Annotated in this window: 13 protein-coding genes and 1 pseudogene; 13 read left to right on the top strand and 1 reads right to left on the bottom strand. The window is 47.1% G+C overall.

Annotated features, from left to right (window positions below):
- Window positions 1-143: 143 nt before the first annotated feature.
- The 9 genes and pseudogenes from ICV89_RS06170 to rlmD all read left to right on the top strand — a co-directional run bounded on the left by ICV89_RS06170 (window position 144) and on the right by rlmD (window position 12142).
- Window positions 144-1562: a carbohydrate porin gene (locus tag ICV89_RS06170; protein WP_215307429.1), complete on the top strand. Its 1419-nt coding sequence runs from the start codon at window positions 144-146 to the stop codon at window positions 1560-1562.
- A 229-nt stretch (window positions 1563-1791) separates the two neighbouring features.
- Window positions 1792-3264 carry a TolC family protein gene (locus ICV89_RS06165; protein WP_215307427.1) on the top strand — a complete coding sequence of 491 codons (1473 nt, stop codon included), beginning with the start codon at window positions 1792-1794 and terminating at the stop codon, window positions 3262-3264.
- 9 nt (window positions 3265-3273) lie between these two features.
- Window positions 3274-4545 carry an efflux RND transporter periplasmic adaptor subunit gene (locus tag ICV89_RS06160; RefSeq protein ID WP_215307425.1) on the top strand — a complete coding sequence of 424 codons (1272 nt, stop codon included), beginning with the start codon at window positions 3274-3276 and terminating at the stop codon, window positions 4543-4545.
- Window positions 4546-7623 (top strand): efflux RND transporter permease subunit, encoded by a 3078-nt coding sequence (locus tag ICV89_RS06155; protein ID WP_215307423.1) that lies wholly within the window; start codon window positions 4546-4548, stop codon window positions 7621-7623.
- Between the two features lie 25 nt (window positions 7624-7648).
- Complete coding sequence (gene surE, locus ICV89_RS06150) at window positions 7649-8443, top strand: 5'/3'-nucleotidase SurE (protein ID WP_215307421.1); 795 nt, start codon at window positions 7649-7651, stop codon at window positions 8441-8443.
- 29 nt (window positions 8444-8472) lie between these two features.
- Window positions 8473-9096: pseudogene (locus tag ICV89_RS06145) on the top strand (protein-L-isoaspartate(D-aspartate) O-methyltransferase); the annotation flags it as partial.
- An 8-nt stretch (window positions 9097-9104) separates the two neighbouring features.
- Window positions 9105-9869 carry a peptidoglycan DD-metalloendopeptidase family protein gene (locus tag ICV89_RS06140; RefSeq protein WP_215307417.1) on the top strand — a complete coding sequence of 255 codons (765 nt, stop codon included), beginning with the start codon at window positions 9105-9107 and terminating at the stop codon, window positions 9867-9869.
- Between the two features lie 31 nt (window positions 9870-9900).
- Window positions 9901-10722: a 3'-5' exonuclease gene (locus ICV89_RS06135; protein WP_215307415.1), complete on the top strand. Its 822-nt coding sequence runs from the start codon at window positions 9901-9903 to the stop codon at window positions 10720-10722.
- Window positions 10715-12142: a 23S rRNA (uracil(1939)-C(5))-methyltransferase RlmD gene (gene rlmD, locus ICV89_RS06130; RefSeq protein WP_215307412.1), complete on the top strand. Its 1428-nt coding sequence runs from the start codon at window positions 10715-10717 to the stop codon at window positions 12140-12142. The genes ICV89_RS06135 and rlmD overlap by 8 nt, the downstream gene beginning before the upstream one ends.
- A gap of 74 nt (window positions 12143-12216) precedes the next feature.
- Here the strand turns inward: rlmD and ICV89_RS06125 are convergent, their stop codons facing one another.
- Complete coding sequence (locus tag ICV89_RS06125; protein WP_215307409.1) at window positions 12217-12918, bottom strand: Bax inhibitor-1 family protein; 702 nt, start codon at window positions 12916-12918, stop codon at window positions 12217-12219.
- Window positions 12919-13211: 293 nt separating this feature from the next.
- Here ICV89_RS06125 and ndk point away from each other — a divergent pair, with 293 nt between their 5' ends.
- From ndk to hisS, 4 genes are all read left to right on the top strand, one after another.
- Window positions 13212-13637 (top strand): nucleoside-diphosphate kinase, encoded by a 426-nt coding sequence (ndk, locus tag ICV89_RS06120; RefSeq protein WP_215307408.1) that lies wholly within the window; start codon window positions 13212-13214, stop codon window positions 13635-13637.
- Window positions 13638-13728: 91 nt separating this feature from the next.
- Complete coding sequence (rlmN, locus tag ICV89_RS06115; protein ID WP_215310346.1) at window positions 13729-14925, top strand: 23S rRNA (adenine(2503)-C(2))-methyltransferase RlmN; 1197 nt, start codon at window positions 13729-13731, stop codon at window positions 14923-14925.
- Between the two features lie 18 nt (window positions 14926-14943).
- Window positions 14944-16212, top strand: a complete 1269-nt coding sequence (gene ispG / locus ICV89_RS06110; protein WP_215307406.1) for a flavodoxin-dependent (E)-4-hydroxy-3-methylbut-2-enyl-diphosphate synthase — start codon at window positions 14944-14946, stop codon at window positions 16210-16212.
- Between the two features lie 29 nt (window positions 16213-16241).
- A complete protein-coding gene (gene hisS / locus ICV89_RS06105) occupies window positions 16242-17570 on the top strand; it encodes a histidine--tRNA ligase (RefSeq protein WP_215307404.1) in 1329 nt (442 codons plus the stop codon).
- Window positions 17571-17591: the final 21 nt, after the last annotated feature.

The raw sequence follows: 17591 nt of genomic DNA, 5'->3' as shown, positions 1-17591 counted from the left end.
CTGTTGAGTTTCAACCTCACACCGTGCCTATCCGAGCTGTCTTGTTTTTACCCCGGCAGATCTGGCCTTTAGTTACTTCTAGTTACTTCTAGTTTCTTTTAGTGTTTCATTGGTCATAGATGCTAAGTATTGTGAAATTGTGAATGACCCGCAAATCCTATCTTCTCCTGTTGAGCTTGCTTGCTGCCTTTGGTAGCTCGACTGCGCACGCACAGAAGGCAGGGTCTGGTTCAGATCAAATCGCAACCTTTGCTTCTCCGATTGAGAGCTTTCCTACAGAAGGGGAGCTCTTTGGATTGCCAGTCAATGTCCACGGTCAGACTACGTATATCAATCAGCGTTACAACAACTTCACATCTTCGTACTCCGGCATACGAAGTCTGTCCAGCGATAAGGCGATGAGCTATACCTGGTCAGGCACCTTATTCATGGGTGCTCGTATTGCACCAGATACTGATATTTACTTTAATCCAGAGGTAATTTCTGGAGTTCCTTTTTCTAACTTAAATGGTTTAGGTGGCTTTTCAAATGGTGAGGCGACCAAAGCCAATGGTGCGCAGGCCAAAATGTATTCTGCTCGCGCTTTTGCGCGCCACATCATTAATCAAGAAGGCGATAAAGTTGTTCTGGAGAATGAAGCCAATCAAATTACTCAGACAGTGAGTAGTAATCGCGTCGTACTGACTGGCGGTCAGTTCTCCACACTCGATATTTTTGATGACAGCCGTTATGCTAAAGATCCCCGTGTTCAGTTCATGAACTGGGGCAATATGACCTATCTAGCCTATGACTATGCAGCCGATGCCAGAGGCTATAGCTGGGGCTTGGCGGGCGAGTGGTATCTCGATCACTGGGTCATGCGCGCCTCCCGCATGCTCGCCCCTAAATCACCGAATGGTCGTGACCTCAATTGGCAAGTCTTCAATACCTATGGTGATCAAGTAGAAGTAGAGCGTCAGCACAACATTGCCGATCTGCCTGGCAAGGTCAGCGTTTTGGCCTATCGCAACAAAATGATGTTGGCACGTTTCTCGGATGCTACTAATTACATTGAACAAGATCCGAGTGCTCGCCAAGGTACTCAAGCGATTAATAATGTCCGCAACAATATGCAGATCAAAACGGGTATTGGTCTGCATGGTGAACAGGCTCTCACGAAAGACCTTGGCATTTATGGCCGCGCCTTTACCTCTGATGGTCATACTGAAACAATGTCTTTTACTGAGGCAGACAATTCCATATCTGTGGGCATGGGCATGAACGGCACTAGTTGGAAGCGGCCGCATGACAGTATTGGTATCTCTGCAATGCAAAATGGTTTATCAAGCTATCGTCGCAGCTACCTAAAAGCAGGAGGTGTGTCTTATTTCATTGGTGACTACGCTAGTCCAAATCAGACGATTTCTTATTCACCTGAGCGGATTGGTGAGGTCTATTACAACGCTACGGTGATCAAGAATGTGCTTGCCGGTTTGAACTTCCAACACATCATCAATCCAGCTTATAACTCTGCCCGCGGACCGGTCAACATCCTGTCATTCAGGATTCATGCCGAGTTTTGAGCCTTTCAAGGCCGCTCAGATTCATTATTTTCTTTATAATCAATAAGTTATAAAACTCCAATAATTCGCCTTTTGGAGTTTCTCACCTATAATCTTCTAATTCCCTTGCAAGCATAGGTAAACCTGTGTTTTGGGCTACAAAAACAGCATTAGTACAGATTTAGAGGTAGCCGATTTGATTTACGGCCAGATAAAAACGAGCGAATTTGTTATTGCTACTGCAATCCCCATGAAACGGGTTGCCTGTGTATTCGCCTCGCTGATTTTTGCCTCCCCTGTATTTGCCCAGATCAATGCTCCGATTCCAGCCAGTGTCACAGTGCAAGTGAGTCAATCTAACGATTCATTATCAACGCCGCCAGTAATCAGTAATGAGACCGCCAACCCTGCAAATGCCGCATCACTATTTGCACCGGTAACCAAGAGCGATACCCCTAAGATTTATACCAAGGGTGCACCATCGGGTCCAACGGATATGGATTTGCGTCAACTGTGGAATGAGCTCAAGCTCAATAACCCACAATTGTCTTCATTGCGTGAGGCCTATTTATCTGCCAAGGCAACCGTGCCGCAGATTAATTCACCAGCCAATCCTCAGGTGGGTTTGGTGTGGTCTGGTATGCCGGTGAATTCTCCATTTGCATTAGGTGGGGCTAATACGCCTAGTGCTGCAAATCCTGGTGGTATCAGTAACAATAACTCTATCTCGATAGCCCAGCCATTTCAGTTTCCAGGTAAGAAGAGTTTGGCATCCGATATCGCCAATACCAATGCTGAAGCACTCTTAGCGCAAAGCGAATCTACCTACTTACAGCTAGGCGCTCAGTTATCTACCTTGTATTACACCGCATTGGCATCACAAAAGCAGTTACAGGTGCTCAAAGAATCAGTCATGCGTTTGGAGATGATTAAGAACGTAGCCAAAGCGCGCTATGCCAACAATGCTGCTGCTTATGTTGAGTACCTCAATGCGCAAGTAGCGCAAAGCGCAGCTCAGGCGGATCAATTTAATGTTGAGCGTCAGCTATCGGTCGCCTTAAACAATATCAATACTTTAGTAGGTCGCCACTCGAGAGAAAAACTCGTCTTGCGTGGTGATGTGCGTCGTGCCATGAACAGCGTGCCAACTTTGCTAGAGTTAGAAGACTATGCTGAAACCAGTCATCCTTCATTAAAGAGTTCTGCGCTGCAGCTCGAGGCAGCGCGTAAGGGTGTTGATCTGGCTAAGAAGGCTTACTTGCCCGATTTTCAGGTGATTGGGTCTTCATTTACACCACGCGGTCCATTTTCTGCCAACAACGGCGCAATGTTTTATCAGCTAGAGCTTGATCTCATCATTCCACTATATTTCTTTACCAAAGAGAGATATGGTGTAGAGCAGGCGCAGCGCAATCAAGCGGCTGCCGAGGCAGGCAATATCTCCAATCGTCAACAAATTGTGTTGGCCGTCAATAGTGCTTATGCTGGCTATGAGCAGGCTAAGAATCAAACCCAGTTTTTAAAAGAGCGCCAAGTCCCTCAAGCAGATGCTGCTTATAAGGTCGGCTTAACTCAGTACTCGAATAATGGTCAGGGGTTTAATGATTTGCTGACAGCGCAAACGCAATTGCGTAATCTTGAAGTTCAATTGGCGCTTGCAGAGAGTAATCTATTACAAGCGCAAGCAGTATTGCTGGTGACATCTGGCAAAGAACCTTTTTAAGGAGCAGTGTTGAAAGACCAAATTCTTTCTTTTCTAAAGCAGTTAGCCGATAAGGCAAAGCCTGTTACTGATAAGGCCTTGCGTTTTGGTGGTCATCGATTGCAGCTAGCTTTTGCTAGTGTTGCCGGCCTGTATTGGAACTTGACTCCTCAAAATCGTCATCGCGTTCGTTTGGCTGCTGTTGCATTCGCCATTCTCTCAATTGGTATCGTTTTAGGCCGTATTACCAATGTAAATCGTACTGTCAAAATTGAAGCCTCTGATAAAGCACTCAAAGTAGATAAGAGCGGTATTTTGGAATTAAAACTCCCGGGCATCAAACTGAATCCAGAAATTTACACCTTCCAAACTGCGATCAAAGTGCAGGTACCAGTGGATATTAAAGTGCCAGGCCGCCTAGCATTTAATGCCGAAAAATCTAAAGTCTTATCTGCACGCGCGCCCGGTCGAGTGGAGCGTATTTACGCTTTTGATGGCGCTGAAGTCAATATAGGCTCCCCCGTTGTAGAGCTCTATAGTCCCGAATTTATTTCGGCACAACAAGAGTATTTACTCTCATCCAAAACCGCTAAGGTATTGGAATCCACTAAGACTATGAGTGATTTACTCGGTGATGCCCGTATTACTCAGCAAGCTGCAGCAAGCCGTATGCGCAATCTAGGTGCTGGCGATGCTGATATCAGATCGATTGAAACCACTGGCAGGACTCAGGGTAATTTAATCATGCGTGCTCCCTTAAAGGGGGTGGTGGTTAAACGCAATGTAGAGCCAGGATCAGTAGTGAATTCGGGTGATGTGATTGCTACCTTGGCAGACCCAAAGCAACTGTGGTTCTTAGGCAATGTGTTTGAACAAGATTTTCGTTTTGTGAAGCCGGGCCAAAAAATGGTGCTGCAAGTAGAGGCTTATCCCGGTAAAGAGTTTGTGGCATATGCAAACTATGTGGCTCCCACGGTGGATCCGCAAACTCGAGCTTTATTAATTCGCGCAAACATTGAGAATGATGACGATCTCTTGCGTCCGGATATGTATGCTTCAGCAAAACTGACAACCGGCATGGCGGACGCTATCGTTGTGCCACAAACTGCCGTAGTGCGCATACGGGAGATGCGTTATGTCATTACCAAAGTGGGGGACGAAGCTTATCGCCGTCTCCCAGTTAAAGGCTATGACCTGAACAGTAAGACCTTTGCGATTACTGAAGGTGTTGAGCCTGGTGCGCGTATCTTGGCTGAAGGCGCTGTTTTGTTAAATGATCGATTTGCTAAACAGGAAGACTAAGTGAGCGCATTTACCTCCTTTATTCGAGGCGTGCTTGAGAAACGCGTGCTGGTTATCGTTGGCTCAGTCGTGCTCCTCGGCTTGGGGATGTTCAGTCTTTCTAAGTTGCCAATTCAGCCATATCCAGGAGTGGCGCCACTAACCATTCAGGCGATTTCTCAGTGGCCCGGTAGAAGTACTACTGAGGTAGAGCAGCAAGTTACCATCCCCGTTGAGAATGCATTAGCAGGTATTCCTGGACTACAAGCTTTCCGCTCAGTTTCTTTATTTGGTTTATCAGTTGTCACACTCAAATTCGATGACACGACAGACCCATTTCGAGCACGCCAACGTTTCATTACCAGTTTGTCTAATGTGGCCTTTCCGCCTGGAGTCACTTCAAGCGTCAGTCCAGATTCTGATGCTACTGGTGAGATCATGCGTTACGAGGTCAAGTCGGATTACGCCTCTTCCACCCAATTAAAAACATTACAGAATTACGATATTTATAAGGCCTTAAAGCAAACCCCCGGCGTGGCTGATGTCTCCTCATTTGGTGGCAAGGTACGTCAGTATCAGGTGATTGTTAGCCCAGAAAGTCTGCAATCTAAGGGCGTAACGGTCAATGAACTTATTGCTGCTTTAACCAATGCCAACAGCAACACGGGTGGCGGACTGTTGCCAAGTGGCGAGCAGCAATTTGTGGTGCGTGGTGTAGGCCTGCTAAAAAATATTGATGACATTAAGCGGGTTGTGATTACTATTCGCAATAATGTGCCAGTTCGAATTGGTGATGTCGCTAGAGTCGAGATTGGTAATGCACCGCGCTTAGGCTTATTCCAGTTCAATGACAACCCAGATTCAGTAGAGGGTATCGTTTACTTACGTCGTGGCGAAGATGCCACCGAAGTGTTAGCGCGTGTCCGCAGTACGGTTGACAATATTAATAGGCAAGTTCTTCCGCCTGGCATCCAAGTAAAGCCCTTCTATGACAGACAGGTGCTCTTAGATATCACCATTGGTACCGTGAAGCACACCCTGTTTTTTGGTATCTCATTAGTATTGGCAGTGCTATTTTTCTTCTTAGGTAATTTGCGGGCAGCAGCAGTAGTTGCAGCAGTAATCCCCTTGGCACTTTGTGTATCGTTTATTCAGATGCATCTTTGGAGTGTGCCAGCCAACTTAATCTCCTTAGGCGCCATTGACTTTGGAGTCATCGTTGACTCAGCCGTCATTCTGACCGAGAACGTGATGCGTCACTTAGAGGAAGGTGGTAAGCGCCTCAACCAAAGCATTATTTTGGCAACGAGTGAAGTACAGCGCGCCATGATCTATTCCACAGGGATCATTATTGTTGCCTACTCCCCATTGTTCTTTATGGGTGGAGTTGAGGGCATCATCTTTAAGCCGATGGCATTTACGATGGGCTTTGCGTTGATTGCGGCTGTAATTCTGAGTTTGACTTTCTTGCCCGCCATGATCTCTTTGGTCTTTGGCGAGAACTTGCATCACAAGCCACCAGGATTTATCACTAAGCTTCTCAATGCGTACAAACCGCTCTTGAGAAAGTGGATGGATCGTCCGTTAACTGTCTTCTCTGTCGCAGTCTTTGTTTTGGGTCTGACCTTATTGAGTGTGACTCGTCTGGGGACGGCATTCCTACCCACTCTAGAAGAAAATAATATTTGGTTACGCGTTACTTTGCCAAATACAGTAGATCTAGATTACTCCGTCAAGGTAGCCAATCAGTTGCGCGAAACATTCTTAAAGCAACCTGAGATTGAAAAGGTTGCTGCCCAGATTGGTCGACCTGATGATGGCACGGATTCCACTGGTGTATTTAATCAAGAGTACGGTCTATATCTGAAGAGTCCGGACAAGATGCCAAAGGGCTCTAGTAAAAAGGATTTGATTATCCATTTAGAGAGTGAGCTCAATAAGATCCCTGGCATCACCTATAGTTTCTCGCAATATATTCAGGACAACGTCAATGAAGCGCTCTCAGGCGTGAAGGGTGAGAACTCCGTCAAGATATATGGCACGGACTTAGAAGTGCTAGATCAAAAAGCCCACGAGGTGATTGAACAGCTGAAGAAGGTTCGCGGGGTTGCTGATGAAGGTATTTTGAAAGAACTTGGTCAACCAACTCTCAATATTCAGATTGATCGTGAGCGCGCCGCTCGCTACGGTATTAATGTGAGTGACATTGAGACGGTAGTCGCTAACGCTATTGGTGGAGCCGCAGTGACTAATCTCTTAGAAGATGAAAAAACGTTCGGGATTGCCATTCGTTTAAATGAAGGCAGCCGTAATGATATTGCGGATATTGGGCACCTCTTAGTAGATTCACCAAGTGGGGCAGCGATTCCTTTGTCGATGGTCGCAACGGTTCAGCTTAGTGATGGTCCGTTCTTTATTTATCGTGAAGCAGGTAAGCGCTATATTGCAATTAAATTTAGCGTCCGTGGCCGTGACCTAGGTAGTGCTGTAGAGGATGCACAGTTTTTGGTTGAGAAAAACATCACCTTGCCACCTAACTATTCGATTAGCTGGGATGGTCAATTTAATCAAATGAAGCAGGCGCAGAAGAAGTTGATGCTGATCGTGCCCTTGGCCTTACTGGGTATCTTCTTGTTGCTAGTAAGTGCTTTTGGTAATTTCCGTGACGCAGTGATCGTGATGATTAACGTACCATTTGCTGCCATTGGCGGTGTGATTGCCTTGCACCTTGCAGGCGAGACCTTAAGTATTTCTGCTTTCTTTGGATTCTTATCCTTGTTCGGTATCGCGATTCAGGACGGTGTCATTCTGATCTCCTTTATTAATAAGACGGCGGCTACCGAGCATGGTGAGATGAAAGATGTGATGGTGGAGGGCGCCTCCTTGCGTGTGCGTCCAGTATTGATGACCGCCGCACTATCTGGCTTAGGACTTTTGCCAGCCGCTTTATCCCATTCAATTGGCTCTGAAGCGCAACGTCCTTTGGCTCTAGTAATTGTGGGTGGCATGGTGACGACGACTATTTTGACCCTCTTGGTATTGCCAGTAATATATGGATGGTTCCGAGGTCGTGCATTAACGAAGATAGCAAAAGCTTAGGGCTGCTAAGAAAGCATTGATATTGATGAGTGAAAACACAAAACAGCCACATATTCTGATTTCAAATGATGATGGCTATCTTGCGCCTGGTCTTTTAGCTTTGGTCAACGCCATTCGCCCATTAGGTCGAGTTACAGTAATTGCTCCTGAGCAAAATCACAGTGGTGCATCGAACTCGTTAACACTCTCACGACCACTATCAATTCATCGGGTGGCAGGTGGTGAGCGCGATGGCTTCCTATTTATTAATGGCACGCCGACCGATTGTGTACATATCGCCATGACGGGTTTCTTGGATGAGAAGCCAGACTTGGTAGTTTCTGGTATCAATCAAGGCGAGAACATGGGTGAAGATACCCTGTACTCGGGCACTGTAGCTGCCGCAGTAGAAGGTGTGATGTTTGGTGTTCCAGGAATTGCCTTTTCACAAATCGATAAGGGCTGGAACCGGATTGAAGATGCCGCCAAAGCAGCGCACGATATCGTCGCGCAAACCCTGGCATCCAATGTGACCCACACCGATGGCGCCGCTACCTTACTCAACGTCAACATTCCGAATCGCCCCTATGCTGACCTTAATCGCTGGCGTGTGACGCGCTTAGGTAATCGCCATCACTCGCAACCGGTAGTGGTGCAAAAAAGTCCACGTGGTGATGATATTTATTGGATTGGTGCAGCAGGACATGCCAAAGACAGCTCTGAAGGTACAGACTTTCATGCCATTGATGAGGGGTGCATCTCCATCACGCCGATGCAATTAGATCTAACGCATCATGCGCGCTTGGCTGCCATGCGGGCTGATGGCTGGACACGCGGTTGAAGTCAGCGGCAGAACGTAACGCTGGCCATCGGCAAGCTTTAGCAGCCAAAGTTCTTGCTGCTGGAGTGAAGCACGGCAAAACCTTAGAGGCCATTGCTACCGTCCCGCGCCATGCATTTATGGATGCAGGTATGCATCCTCAAGCCTACGAAGATACCGCTTTACCAATCGGTCACTCGCAAACGATTTCCAAGCCATCGGTAGTGGCACGCATGATTGAGCTTTTGCATAAGCCCAAGCAATCTTTAGGAAAAGTATTGGAGATTGGTACTGGCTGTGGATACCAGGCAGCCGTTCTCAGTTTGTTATCGGATGAGGTGTATTCAATCGAGCGTATTCGTCCATTACACGATATGGCAAGAGAGAGGTTGCGACCCTTCCGGATTAAAAACCTACGCCTCATTTATGGCGATGGCATCCTAGGTTTGCCTCAAGCAGCCCCTTTTGATGGAATCATTCTGGCAGCTGCAGGTTTAGGTATTCCAGACGCCTTATTGGATCAATTGGCCATTGGCGGACGCCTAGTGGCCCCGGTTGCCAAGAATGAGAAAGAACAGCAATTGATCATGGTTGAGCGGATGAGCTCCCAGCGCTATCAAAGAACCGTTCTGGACGAGGTCTTTTTTGTCCCCTTACAATCAGGGGTAGTATGAAAATTCCTATGAATCTCCCATCTAAATACCTCCTACTGATACTGGCAATCACTTCTTTGCTACTCAATGTCGGTTGCTCAACTACCCCGAGAGCTAAGCCAGCGACTGTGGTTGATCGTAGCGGTGGCGGTGGCAGCAGTGAGCCAACTCCTCCAGGCTACTATCGCGTTAAACGCGGTGATACCTTGGCGAGGATTGCATTAGATAACGGTCAGTCTCCACGCGATTTAGTGCAGTGGAATAATTTATCGAACCCAAACTTAATTGAAGTAGATGAGCTCATTTTGGTAAGGCCGCCAGCCAATAGCAAAATGACTGTGAAGCCAATTCCGAAAACAGCTGGCGATACCCCCAAAACCGATGCGCCAAAAGTAGATGCTGCCAAAGAAGTCCCTAAAGAAATCGTTGCTGAGCCGGGTATTCGTTTATCGTGGCCAGCTAAAGGTAAGGTCACAGATGATTTCAGTGAAAAGACCAAGGGTATTGATATTGCAGGTAAGTTAGGCGAGCCTGTAATGGCAGCTTCTGAAGGCAAGGTGGTTTACGCTGGCAACAGCTTGCGTGGCTACGGCAACCTGATCATCATCAAGCATGACAATACATATCTGACGGCCTATGCTCACAATCGCACACTCTTGGTGAAAGAGGGTGATTCAGTTAAGAAGGGTCAGAAGATTGCCGAGATGGGTGATACCGATGCGACTTCAGTCAAGCTCCACTTCGAATTACGCGTGAATGGCAAGCCTGTAAATCCAACGCCGTACTTGCAGTAATTGCTTTCAATCTATTGCTAGCGATTTAAGTATGGCAACCGTTCTCGTCTTCGATATTGAAACTATTCCTGATGTTGCAGGACTACGTCGCCTCAATGACTATCCGGATACGCTTTCAGATAGTGAAGTTGCTACAAAAGCGATGGCAGAGCGCGCCGAGAAAACCGGTATCGAATTTCTCCCACTATATTTACAGCGTATCTGCGCTATCTCCTGTGTCATTCGCAGAACCAGCAAAGACGGCTCACCTCAAATTAAGGTGGGAACCTTAGGCAGTGCGCAAGATGATGAAAAAGTATTGATTCAGACCTTCTTTGAGCTCATTGAAAAATACACTCCCCAGTTAGTGTCGTGGAATGGCAGTGGTTTTGACTTGCCGGTACTGCATTACCGCGCATTAGCAAACCATGTGCAAGCGCCGCGGTATTGGGAGATGGGTGAGAGCCAAGAAAACGATAGCCGAGAATTTAAGTGGAACAACTACATCAGTCGTTACCACATGCGCCATTTAGATTTAATGGATCTTTTAGCTAAATTTAATGGTCGCGCCAACGCACCTCTCGATGGCCTAGCAAAACTTTGCGGTTTCCCAGGCAAGATGGGAATGGATGGCAGTCAAGTATGGCCTGCGTATCAAGAAGGCAGAATTGATGAGATTCGTCGCTATTGTGAAACTGATGTGGTTAATACCTATCTGATGTATTGCCGCTTTCAGCTACTGCGTGGTGGTTTCTCATTAGAAGAATACAAAGAAGAAATTGCTTTTGTAAAAGCGTATTTAGAGAAAGAGTCTAAAGAGCCACATGGTGAACAGTGGCAAGAATATCTCTTAGGCTTTACTCCGGATGCGTAGAGGAGAAAAGCCAGTCCACATTATTGTGACTGAGCCAGTCCGAGTTGATTCCCTTGATTTAGAAGCACAAGGGATTGCACGCTTGACACCTAACGAGGAAGAGCTTAATCAAGGTCAAAGCGGTAAGGTTGTCTTTATTCAAGGTGCCTTGCCAACTGAACTAGTCACTTACGTCATTACGCGTGACAAAGCTCGCTTTAGTAAAGCCAAAGTTCTCGATATCCTCAAGCCTGCCGTATTTAGAGCGGAGCCTAAGTGCAAAGCATTTGGCGTATGTGGTGGCTGCACTATGCAGCACTTAGATATTCGAGCGCAGGTAGCCATGAAGCAACGGGTACTCGAAGATGATCTCAAGCACATAGCAAAAGTGGCTCCTGAAGAGATTCTTCGTCCGATGGGTGGTCCTGCTTGGGAGTATCGTCATCGCGCACGCTTAAGCGCCGTCAATCGCTCGATTAAAAAAGGTACCGTACTGATTGGATTTCATGAAGGCAAGAGTGGCTATGTCGCTGATATGACTGCTTGCGAAATTTTACCTAAGCATGTATCTGATTTATTGCCAGAGATGCGTAAATTGGTGATGGGCTTATCGATTGTGGATCGTATGCCGCAAATCGAAATCGCTGTTGGTGAGCCCGAGGATCCCAATTCGGACGACCTTAAAAAAGCAAAGCCGGTCACTGCCTTGGTGTTTAGAAATCTCCTTCCACTTACACCAGCAGATGAACAGTTGCTCAGAGATTTTGCAGATGAGCATCAGGTCTGGATTTGGTTGCAGCCCAAAGGCATAGAAACTGTTGCGCCGTTCTACCCGCTAACAGGTAAGCTTTGTTATCGCTTACCTGAATTTGAAATCGAGATGCCCTTCAAGCCGGCGGATTTCACGCAAGTCAATCACATGATGAATCGTGCATTGGTCAGTAGGGCGATTCGTCTTTTAGATGTTCAGGCAAGTGATCGTGTACTCGACTTATTCTGTGGCATTGGTAACTTCACCTTACCGCTTGCAAGGCGAGCAAATACTGTCTTAGGTATTGAAGGCTTAGAAACTCTGACAGCTAGAGCTAAAGCCAATGCCGAACACAATCAACTGGCAGATAAAGTCAGTTTCATGCAAAGCAATTTGTTTGAAGTGATAACAGAAACGATTGCCTCATGGGGCAAAGCTGAGCGCTGGTTAATGGATCCGCCGCGCGAAGGTGCTATGGAAATATGCCAAGCCTTAGCCCAATTGCATGAGCAGGGTAGTGATCTTCCGCCCCAACGCATTGTCTATGTCTCTTGCAATCCTAAGACACTAGCTAGAGATGCCGAGATTTTGTGTCATCAAGCAGGTTACAGTCTCAAGAGTGCGGGTATCGTCAATATGTTCCCCCATACCTCCCATGTGGAATCCATGGCGGTATTTGAAAGACCCTGACAACTCAGCAGATGATGATCGAGATAAAGAAAAAGGCACCCTCAGGTGCCTTTTCTATTGAAGCATACCAATGCTTAATCTCTATTACCGCCCACAATACCCAAGAGTGCGAGCAAGTTTGTGAAGACGTTATACACATCTAGGTAGATAGCTAAAGTTGCCATCACGTAGTTGGTCTCACCACCGTTGATGATGCGCTGTACGTCAACCAAGATGAAAGCTGAGAAGATCGCAATTGCGAGAACCATCACAGTGAGCATCAAAGCAGGCAATTGCAACCAGATGTTGGCTAATGAAGCCACGATCAAGAGCAGTACGCCAACCATCAACCATTTACCCATGCCTGAGAAGTCGCTCTTGCTCACGGTAGCAATGGAGGCCATGACTGCAAAAATTGCAGCAGTACCACCAAAGGCCAGCATGATTAAGGTTGCGCCATTGCTGTAGCTATTGAGGGTGTAGCCCACTAAGCCGGACATCATGATGCCCATAAAGAAGGTGAAACCCAGCAGCAGCAGAACGCCTGCTCCAGTGTCTTTGTTTTTCTCAATCGCCCAGAAGAAACCAAAAGCGATTGCCATGAAGACGATGAAGCCTAGAAAAGGACTGCCCGCCATGAAGTTCAGCCCAAAAGCAACGCCAAGCCATGCGCCAATGACAGTCGGAACCATCGAGAGCGCCAAAAGGGCGTAAGTGTTGCGCAGTACGCGGTTGCGTACTTGAGGGGTGCTAATCGAGCCAGTTTGCCCAAAGCCGTAAGAGTTTAGATCGCTCATATTGACTCCTTTTTCATTGTGAATACATAAGCCCACAAGGGACTGTTGACAGTAAGTATAGACAAAATAGGGTAATTTCAAGCCCCCCCTGAAAAGGACTACAAATTGAAGGGTTATGCCCTGTAAATTCAATGGCTTAGACCCGCTCAGATCAGGGTAAATACGGTCAGCCGATGTATAATTTGGGGGTCGCCGAAATCCTGGCGCGTTGTAGGAAGTAGGGGAGAAGTTCTCTCTGGACCTAATTCAGCGCCAATTTGGCAAAATCTTTGAAATCACTATTGGAGTTTTACATGGCTATTGAACGCACCCTTTCTATCATCAAACCTGACGCTGTAGCAAAAAACGTCATTGGCAAGATCTATGACCGTTTCGAGTCTGCTGGTTTGAAGATTGTTGCGTCCAGAATGGCGCATTTGTCACAAGCTGAAGCCGAGCAGTTTTACGCCGTTCACTCAGCACGTCCTTTCTTCAAGGATTTAGTGAGCTTCATGATTTCTGGTCCTGTCATGATTCAGGTATTGGAAGGCGAAGGCGCAATTGCTAAGAACCGTGACTTGATGGGTGCTACCGATCCTAAGAAGGCAGATAAAGGTACGATTCGTGCTGATTTCGCTGATAGCATCGATGCAAACGCGGTTCATGGCTCTGATGCTCCTGAAACTGCAGCTGTCGAAGTTGCATTCTTCTTCGCTGGCATGAATGTTTTCAATCGTTAATTCACGATTGCTAACGAATAAGCTATTTAATACATAAGTAGTCGCATTGACCTCCCCGCGCGTAAATCTCTTAGATTTTGACGCTGACCAAATGGCAGCGTATGTCGCGGGGTTAAATGAAAAGCCCTTTAGGGCAAAGCAGCTCATGCAGTGGATACACCAACGTGGTGTTTCTGACATTAATGACATGAGTGATCTAGCAAAAAGCTTTAGAGCAACGCTGCTCGATAAGGCAGAAGTTCTTTCACTGCCAATCATGAAAGATGAGCATGCAGCCGATGGTACCCGGAAGTGGTTGCTCGATGTTGGCGCTGGAAATGCTGTCGAGTCTGTATTTATTCCTGAAGATGATCGTGGCACCTTGTGCATTTCATCTCAGGCTGGTTGTGCAGTCAATTGCCGTTTTTGCTCAACGGGGCATCAAGGCTTCTCACGCAATCTCACCGCTGGTGAAATCATTGGTCAACTCTGGTTTGCAGAACATTTACTCCGCACAGATCCAAATGCCGTTCGCCGTATTGAGAAATATCCAACTCCAGGTTGGGAGCACACGGGTCGTGTAATTTCGAACGTGGTGCTGATGGGTATGGGTGAGCCTTTGCTCAACTATGATAACGTGGTAACGGCTTTACGTTTGATGCTCGATGACAGAGCCTATGGTTTATCGCGTCGTCGTGTGACGCTCTCAACCTCTGGCGTAGTACCAATGATTGATCGCTTGGCACAAGATTGCCCAGTCGCATTGGCGGTGTCATTGCATGCACCGAACGATAAGCTACGCGATCAACTCGTTCCACTCAATCAAAAGTATCCATTAAGAGAATTGCTTGCTGCGTGCGAACGGTATTTACCTTTTGCCCCAAGAGATTTCTTAACCTTTGAATATTGCATGCTCGATGGCGTTAATGACTCTGATATTCAGGCTAAGGAGTTAGTGCGTTTACTGGCAAACATCAAATGCAAAATCAATCTGATTCCATTTAATCCGTTTCCAGAGTCAGGATTAACACGCTCAACAGCGCAGCGCGTTCATGCCTTCGCCAGCATTTTATTGGACGCTGGCATGGTCGCTACTGTTCGTAAAACCCGAGGCGATGATATTGCTGCAGCCTGTGGTCAATTAGCGGGTGATGTGGTTGATCGCACCAAAGTGCGTGAGCGTGCCGTACATGACAAGCAGATGAATTTGGGTCAAGATGACGATACTGATAGTCTTGATGATGATGAAGAAGAGCAAGAGTACCTAGCTGAGCACCCAGTGCAGTGGCTTAAAAGATTAGACGACTAATTTCATAAAAAGAGTCCTATGAGCGATACATCTAGCAATCCTGCAAAGCTGCCATTAGGCCCATTGCCAAAACGAGAAACACGTCAGGCAACAGTTGCCTGGAAAACCAACATCATTACGATTGGTGGTAACGCACCAGTGCGCGTGCAATCGATGACCAATACCGATACTGCTGATGCAGTCGGTACCGCTATCCAGATTAAAGAGTTGGCTCGTGCTGGCTCAGAGATGGTTCGTATCACTGTGGATACTCCAGCTGCAGCTGCAGCAGTGCCCTATATTCGTGAGCAGTTAGACAAGATGGATGTCTTAGTGCCATTGATCGGTGACTTCCACTACAACGGACACACCCTATTAAAAGACTATCCTGAGTGTGCCAAGGCTTTATCGAAGTATCGAATTAATCCCGGTAACGTAGGTAAGGGCGCTAAACGTGATCCGCAATTTGCGCAAATGATTGAAGCGGCCTGTACATACGACAAGCCGATTCGCATTGGTGTGAACTGGGGTAGCTTGGATCAAGACTTGTTAGCCAGCATCATGGATGCTAATGCAGCACTGCCAGTTCCCAAGACTGCGCAAGAGGTCATGATTGAAGCTTTGATTCAGTCAGCCTTGCAGTCTGCTGAAAAAGCGGTGGAGTTTGGTATGAATCCAAACCAAATTATTTTGTCTTGTAAAGTCAGTAACGTACAAGATCTGGTTGCGGTGTATCGCGATCTCTCTAATCGCTCAGATTACCCATTGCATTTGGGATTGACCGAAGCAGGCATGGGAAGCAAGGGTATTGTTTCCTCCACTGCGGCATTGGGTATCTTGTTGCAAGAGGGTATTGGCGACACTATTCGAGTTTCTTTAACGCCTGACCCAGGTGCGCCACGAGAGAATGAAATCATTGTGGCTCAAGAGATTTTACAAACCATGGGATTGCGTAATTTCACACCTATGGTGATTGCCTGTCCGGGTTGTGGCAGAACAACGAGCACCACCTTTCAAGAATTGGCCGCCAATATTCAATCCTACCTACGTCAGCAAATGCCGGTGTGGAAAAAAACCCACCCGGGTGTTGAGGCAATGAATGTCGCTGTGATGGGTTGTATTGTCAATGGCCCCGGTGAGAGTAAGCATGCCAATATTGGTATCTCATTGCCAGGCACTGGCGAAACTCCAGCTGCACCTGTATTCGTAGATGGCGTCAAAGTCAAAACCTTGCGTGGCGATAATATTGCTCAAGAGTTTCAGGTCATTGTCGATGAGTACGTGAAGCAAAATTACGCGCCGAAATAACAATAAAAAGAAATCCACCAAAGCACCTCATGACTGACCAGGCAAACCCAACTAAAGCGCAAAAGATTCAAAAAATCAATGGCGTACGCGGCATGAATGATCTCTTGCCAGCCGATGCTGCGCAGTGGACACATTTAGAACATGTTCTGCGTGACCTCACCCGTGCCTATGGATATGAATTCCTCCGCACCCCGATTGTTGAGGCTACTGCAGTATTTCAGCGCGGTATTGGTGAGGTAACCGACATTGTTGAAAAAGAGATGTATTCGTTTGAAGACCGACTGAATGGTGAACAGCTCACATTGCGTCCAGAAGGGACTGCTGCTTTAGTTCGCTCCGTGATTGAAAACAATCTTTTGTATGAAGGACCAAAGCGTCTTTGGTATACCGGACCGATGTTCCGTCATGAGCGCCCTCAGCGTGGTCGCTATCGTCAGTTTCATCAATTTGGTATTGAAGCCTTAGGCTTTGCTGGTCCAGATATCGATGCGGAAATCATTTTGATGGGTCAACGTTTGTGGGACGAGCTTGGTTTGAAGGGTGTGCGTCTGGAGATTAATTCTTTAGGTCAAGCACCTGAGCGTGCCGAGCATCGCGCCGCCTTGGTAACGTACTTTGAGAAAAACAAAGATCAGCTCGATGAAGATTCTCAGCGCCGTTTATTAACGAACCCATTGCGCATCTTGGACTCTAAGAATCCAGCAATGCAAGAGTTGATTGAAGGCGCACCCAAGTTATTGGATTTCTTAGGTGAAGAATCGCTCAAGCATTTTGAGGCGGTGCAAGCATTACTCAAGGCCAACAACATTCCTTGCAAAATCAATCCCCGCTTGGTACGTGGTTTGGATTATTACAACCTGACTGTTTTCGAGTGGATTACCGAAGAACTAGGGGCTCAAGGCACGATTGCTGGCGGCGGTCGCTATGATCCCTTGATTGAACGTATGGGTGGCAAAGCTGCTCCAGCCTGCGGTTGGGCAATGGGAATGGAGCGCGTCTTAGAGCTCATGAAGGTTTCTGGGTCTTTGCCAGAAGCACAGGCTCAATGCGATGCTTTTGTTATTCATCAAGGGGGTGAGACTTTAACTTCCGCCATGATCATTGCTGAGCGCCTCCGAAATGCGGGCATCGATGTCATCCTGTTTTGCCCTCCCGATGGTCAGGCTGCTAGCTTTAAGTCGCAAATGAAGAAGGCGGATGCGAGTGGGGCAGCCTATGCTGTCATCATTGGCCCAGATGAGTTGGCTAAGAATGAGGCTCAACTCAAAGATTTGCGTAGTACTGGTGAACAGAAGGCAGTTGCCCTCGACAGCGTTGTAGAGGCGGTAATTGACGCCATAGTAGGCGCCACCGAATAGAATGAAGCCATTGATGATTAA

It is taken from the genome of Polynucleobacter sp. Adler-ghost (genome assembly GCF_018688495.1).
In the GTDB taxonomy this organism is placed as follows: Bacteria; Pseudomonadota; Gammaproteobacteria; order Burkholderiales; family Burkholderiaceae; genus Polynucleobacter.
Note: the sequence above shows the minus strand (reverse complement) of the source record. Positions and strands in the feature narration are given on the sequence as shown.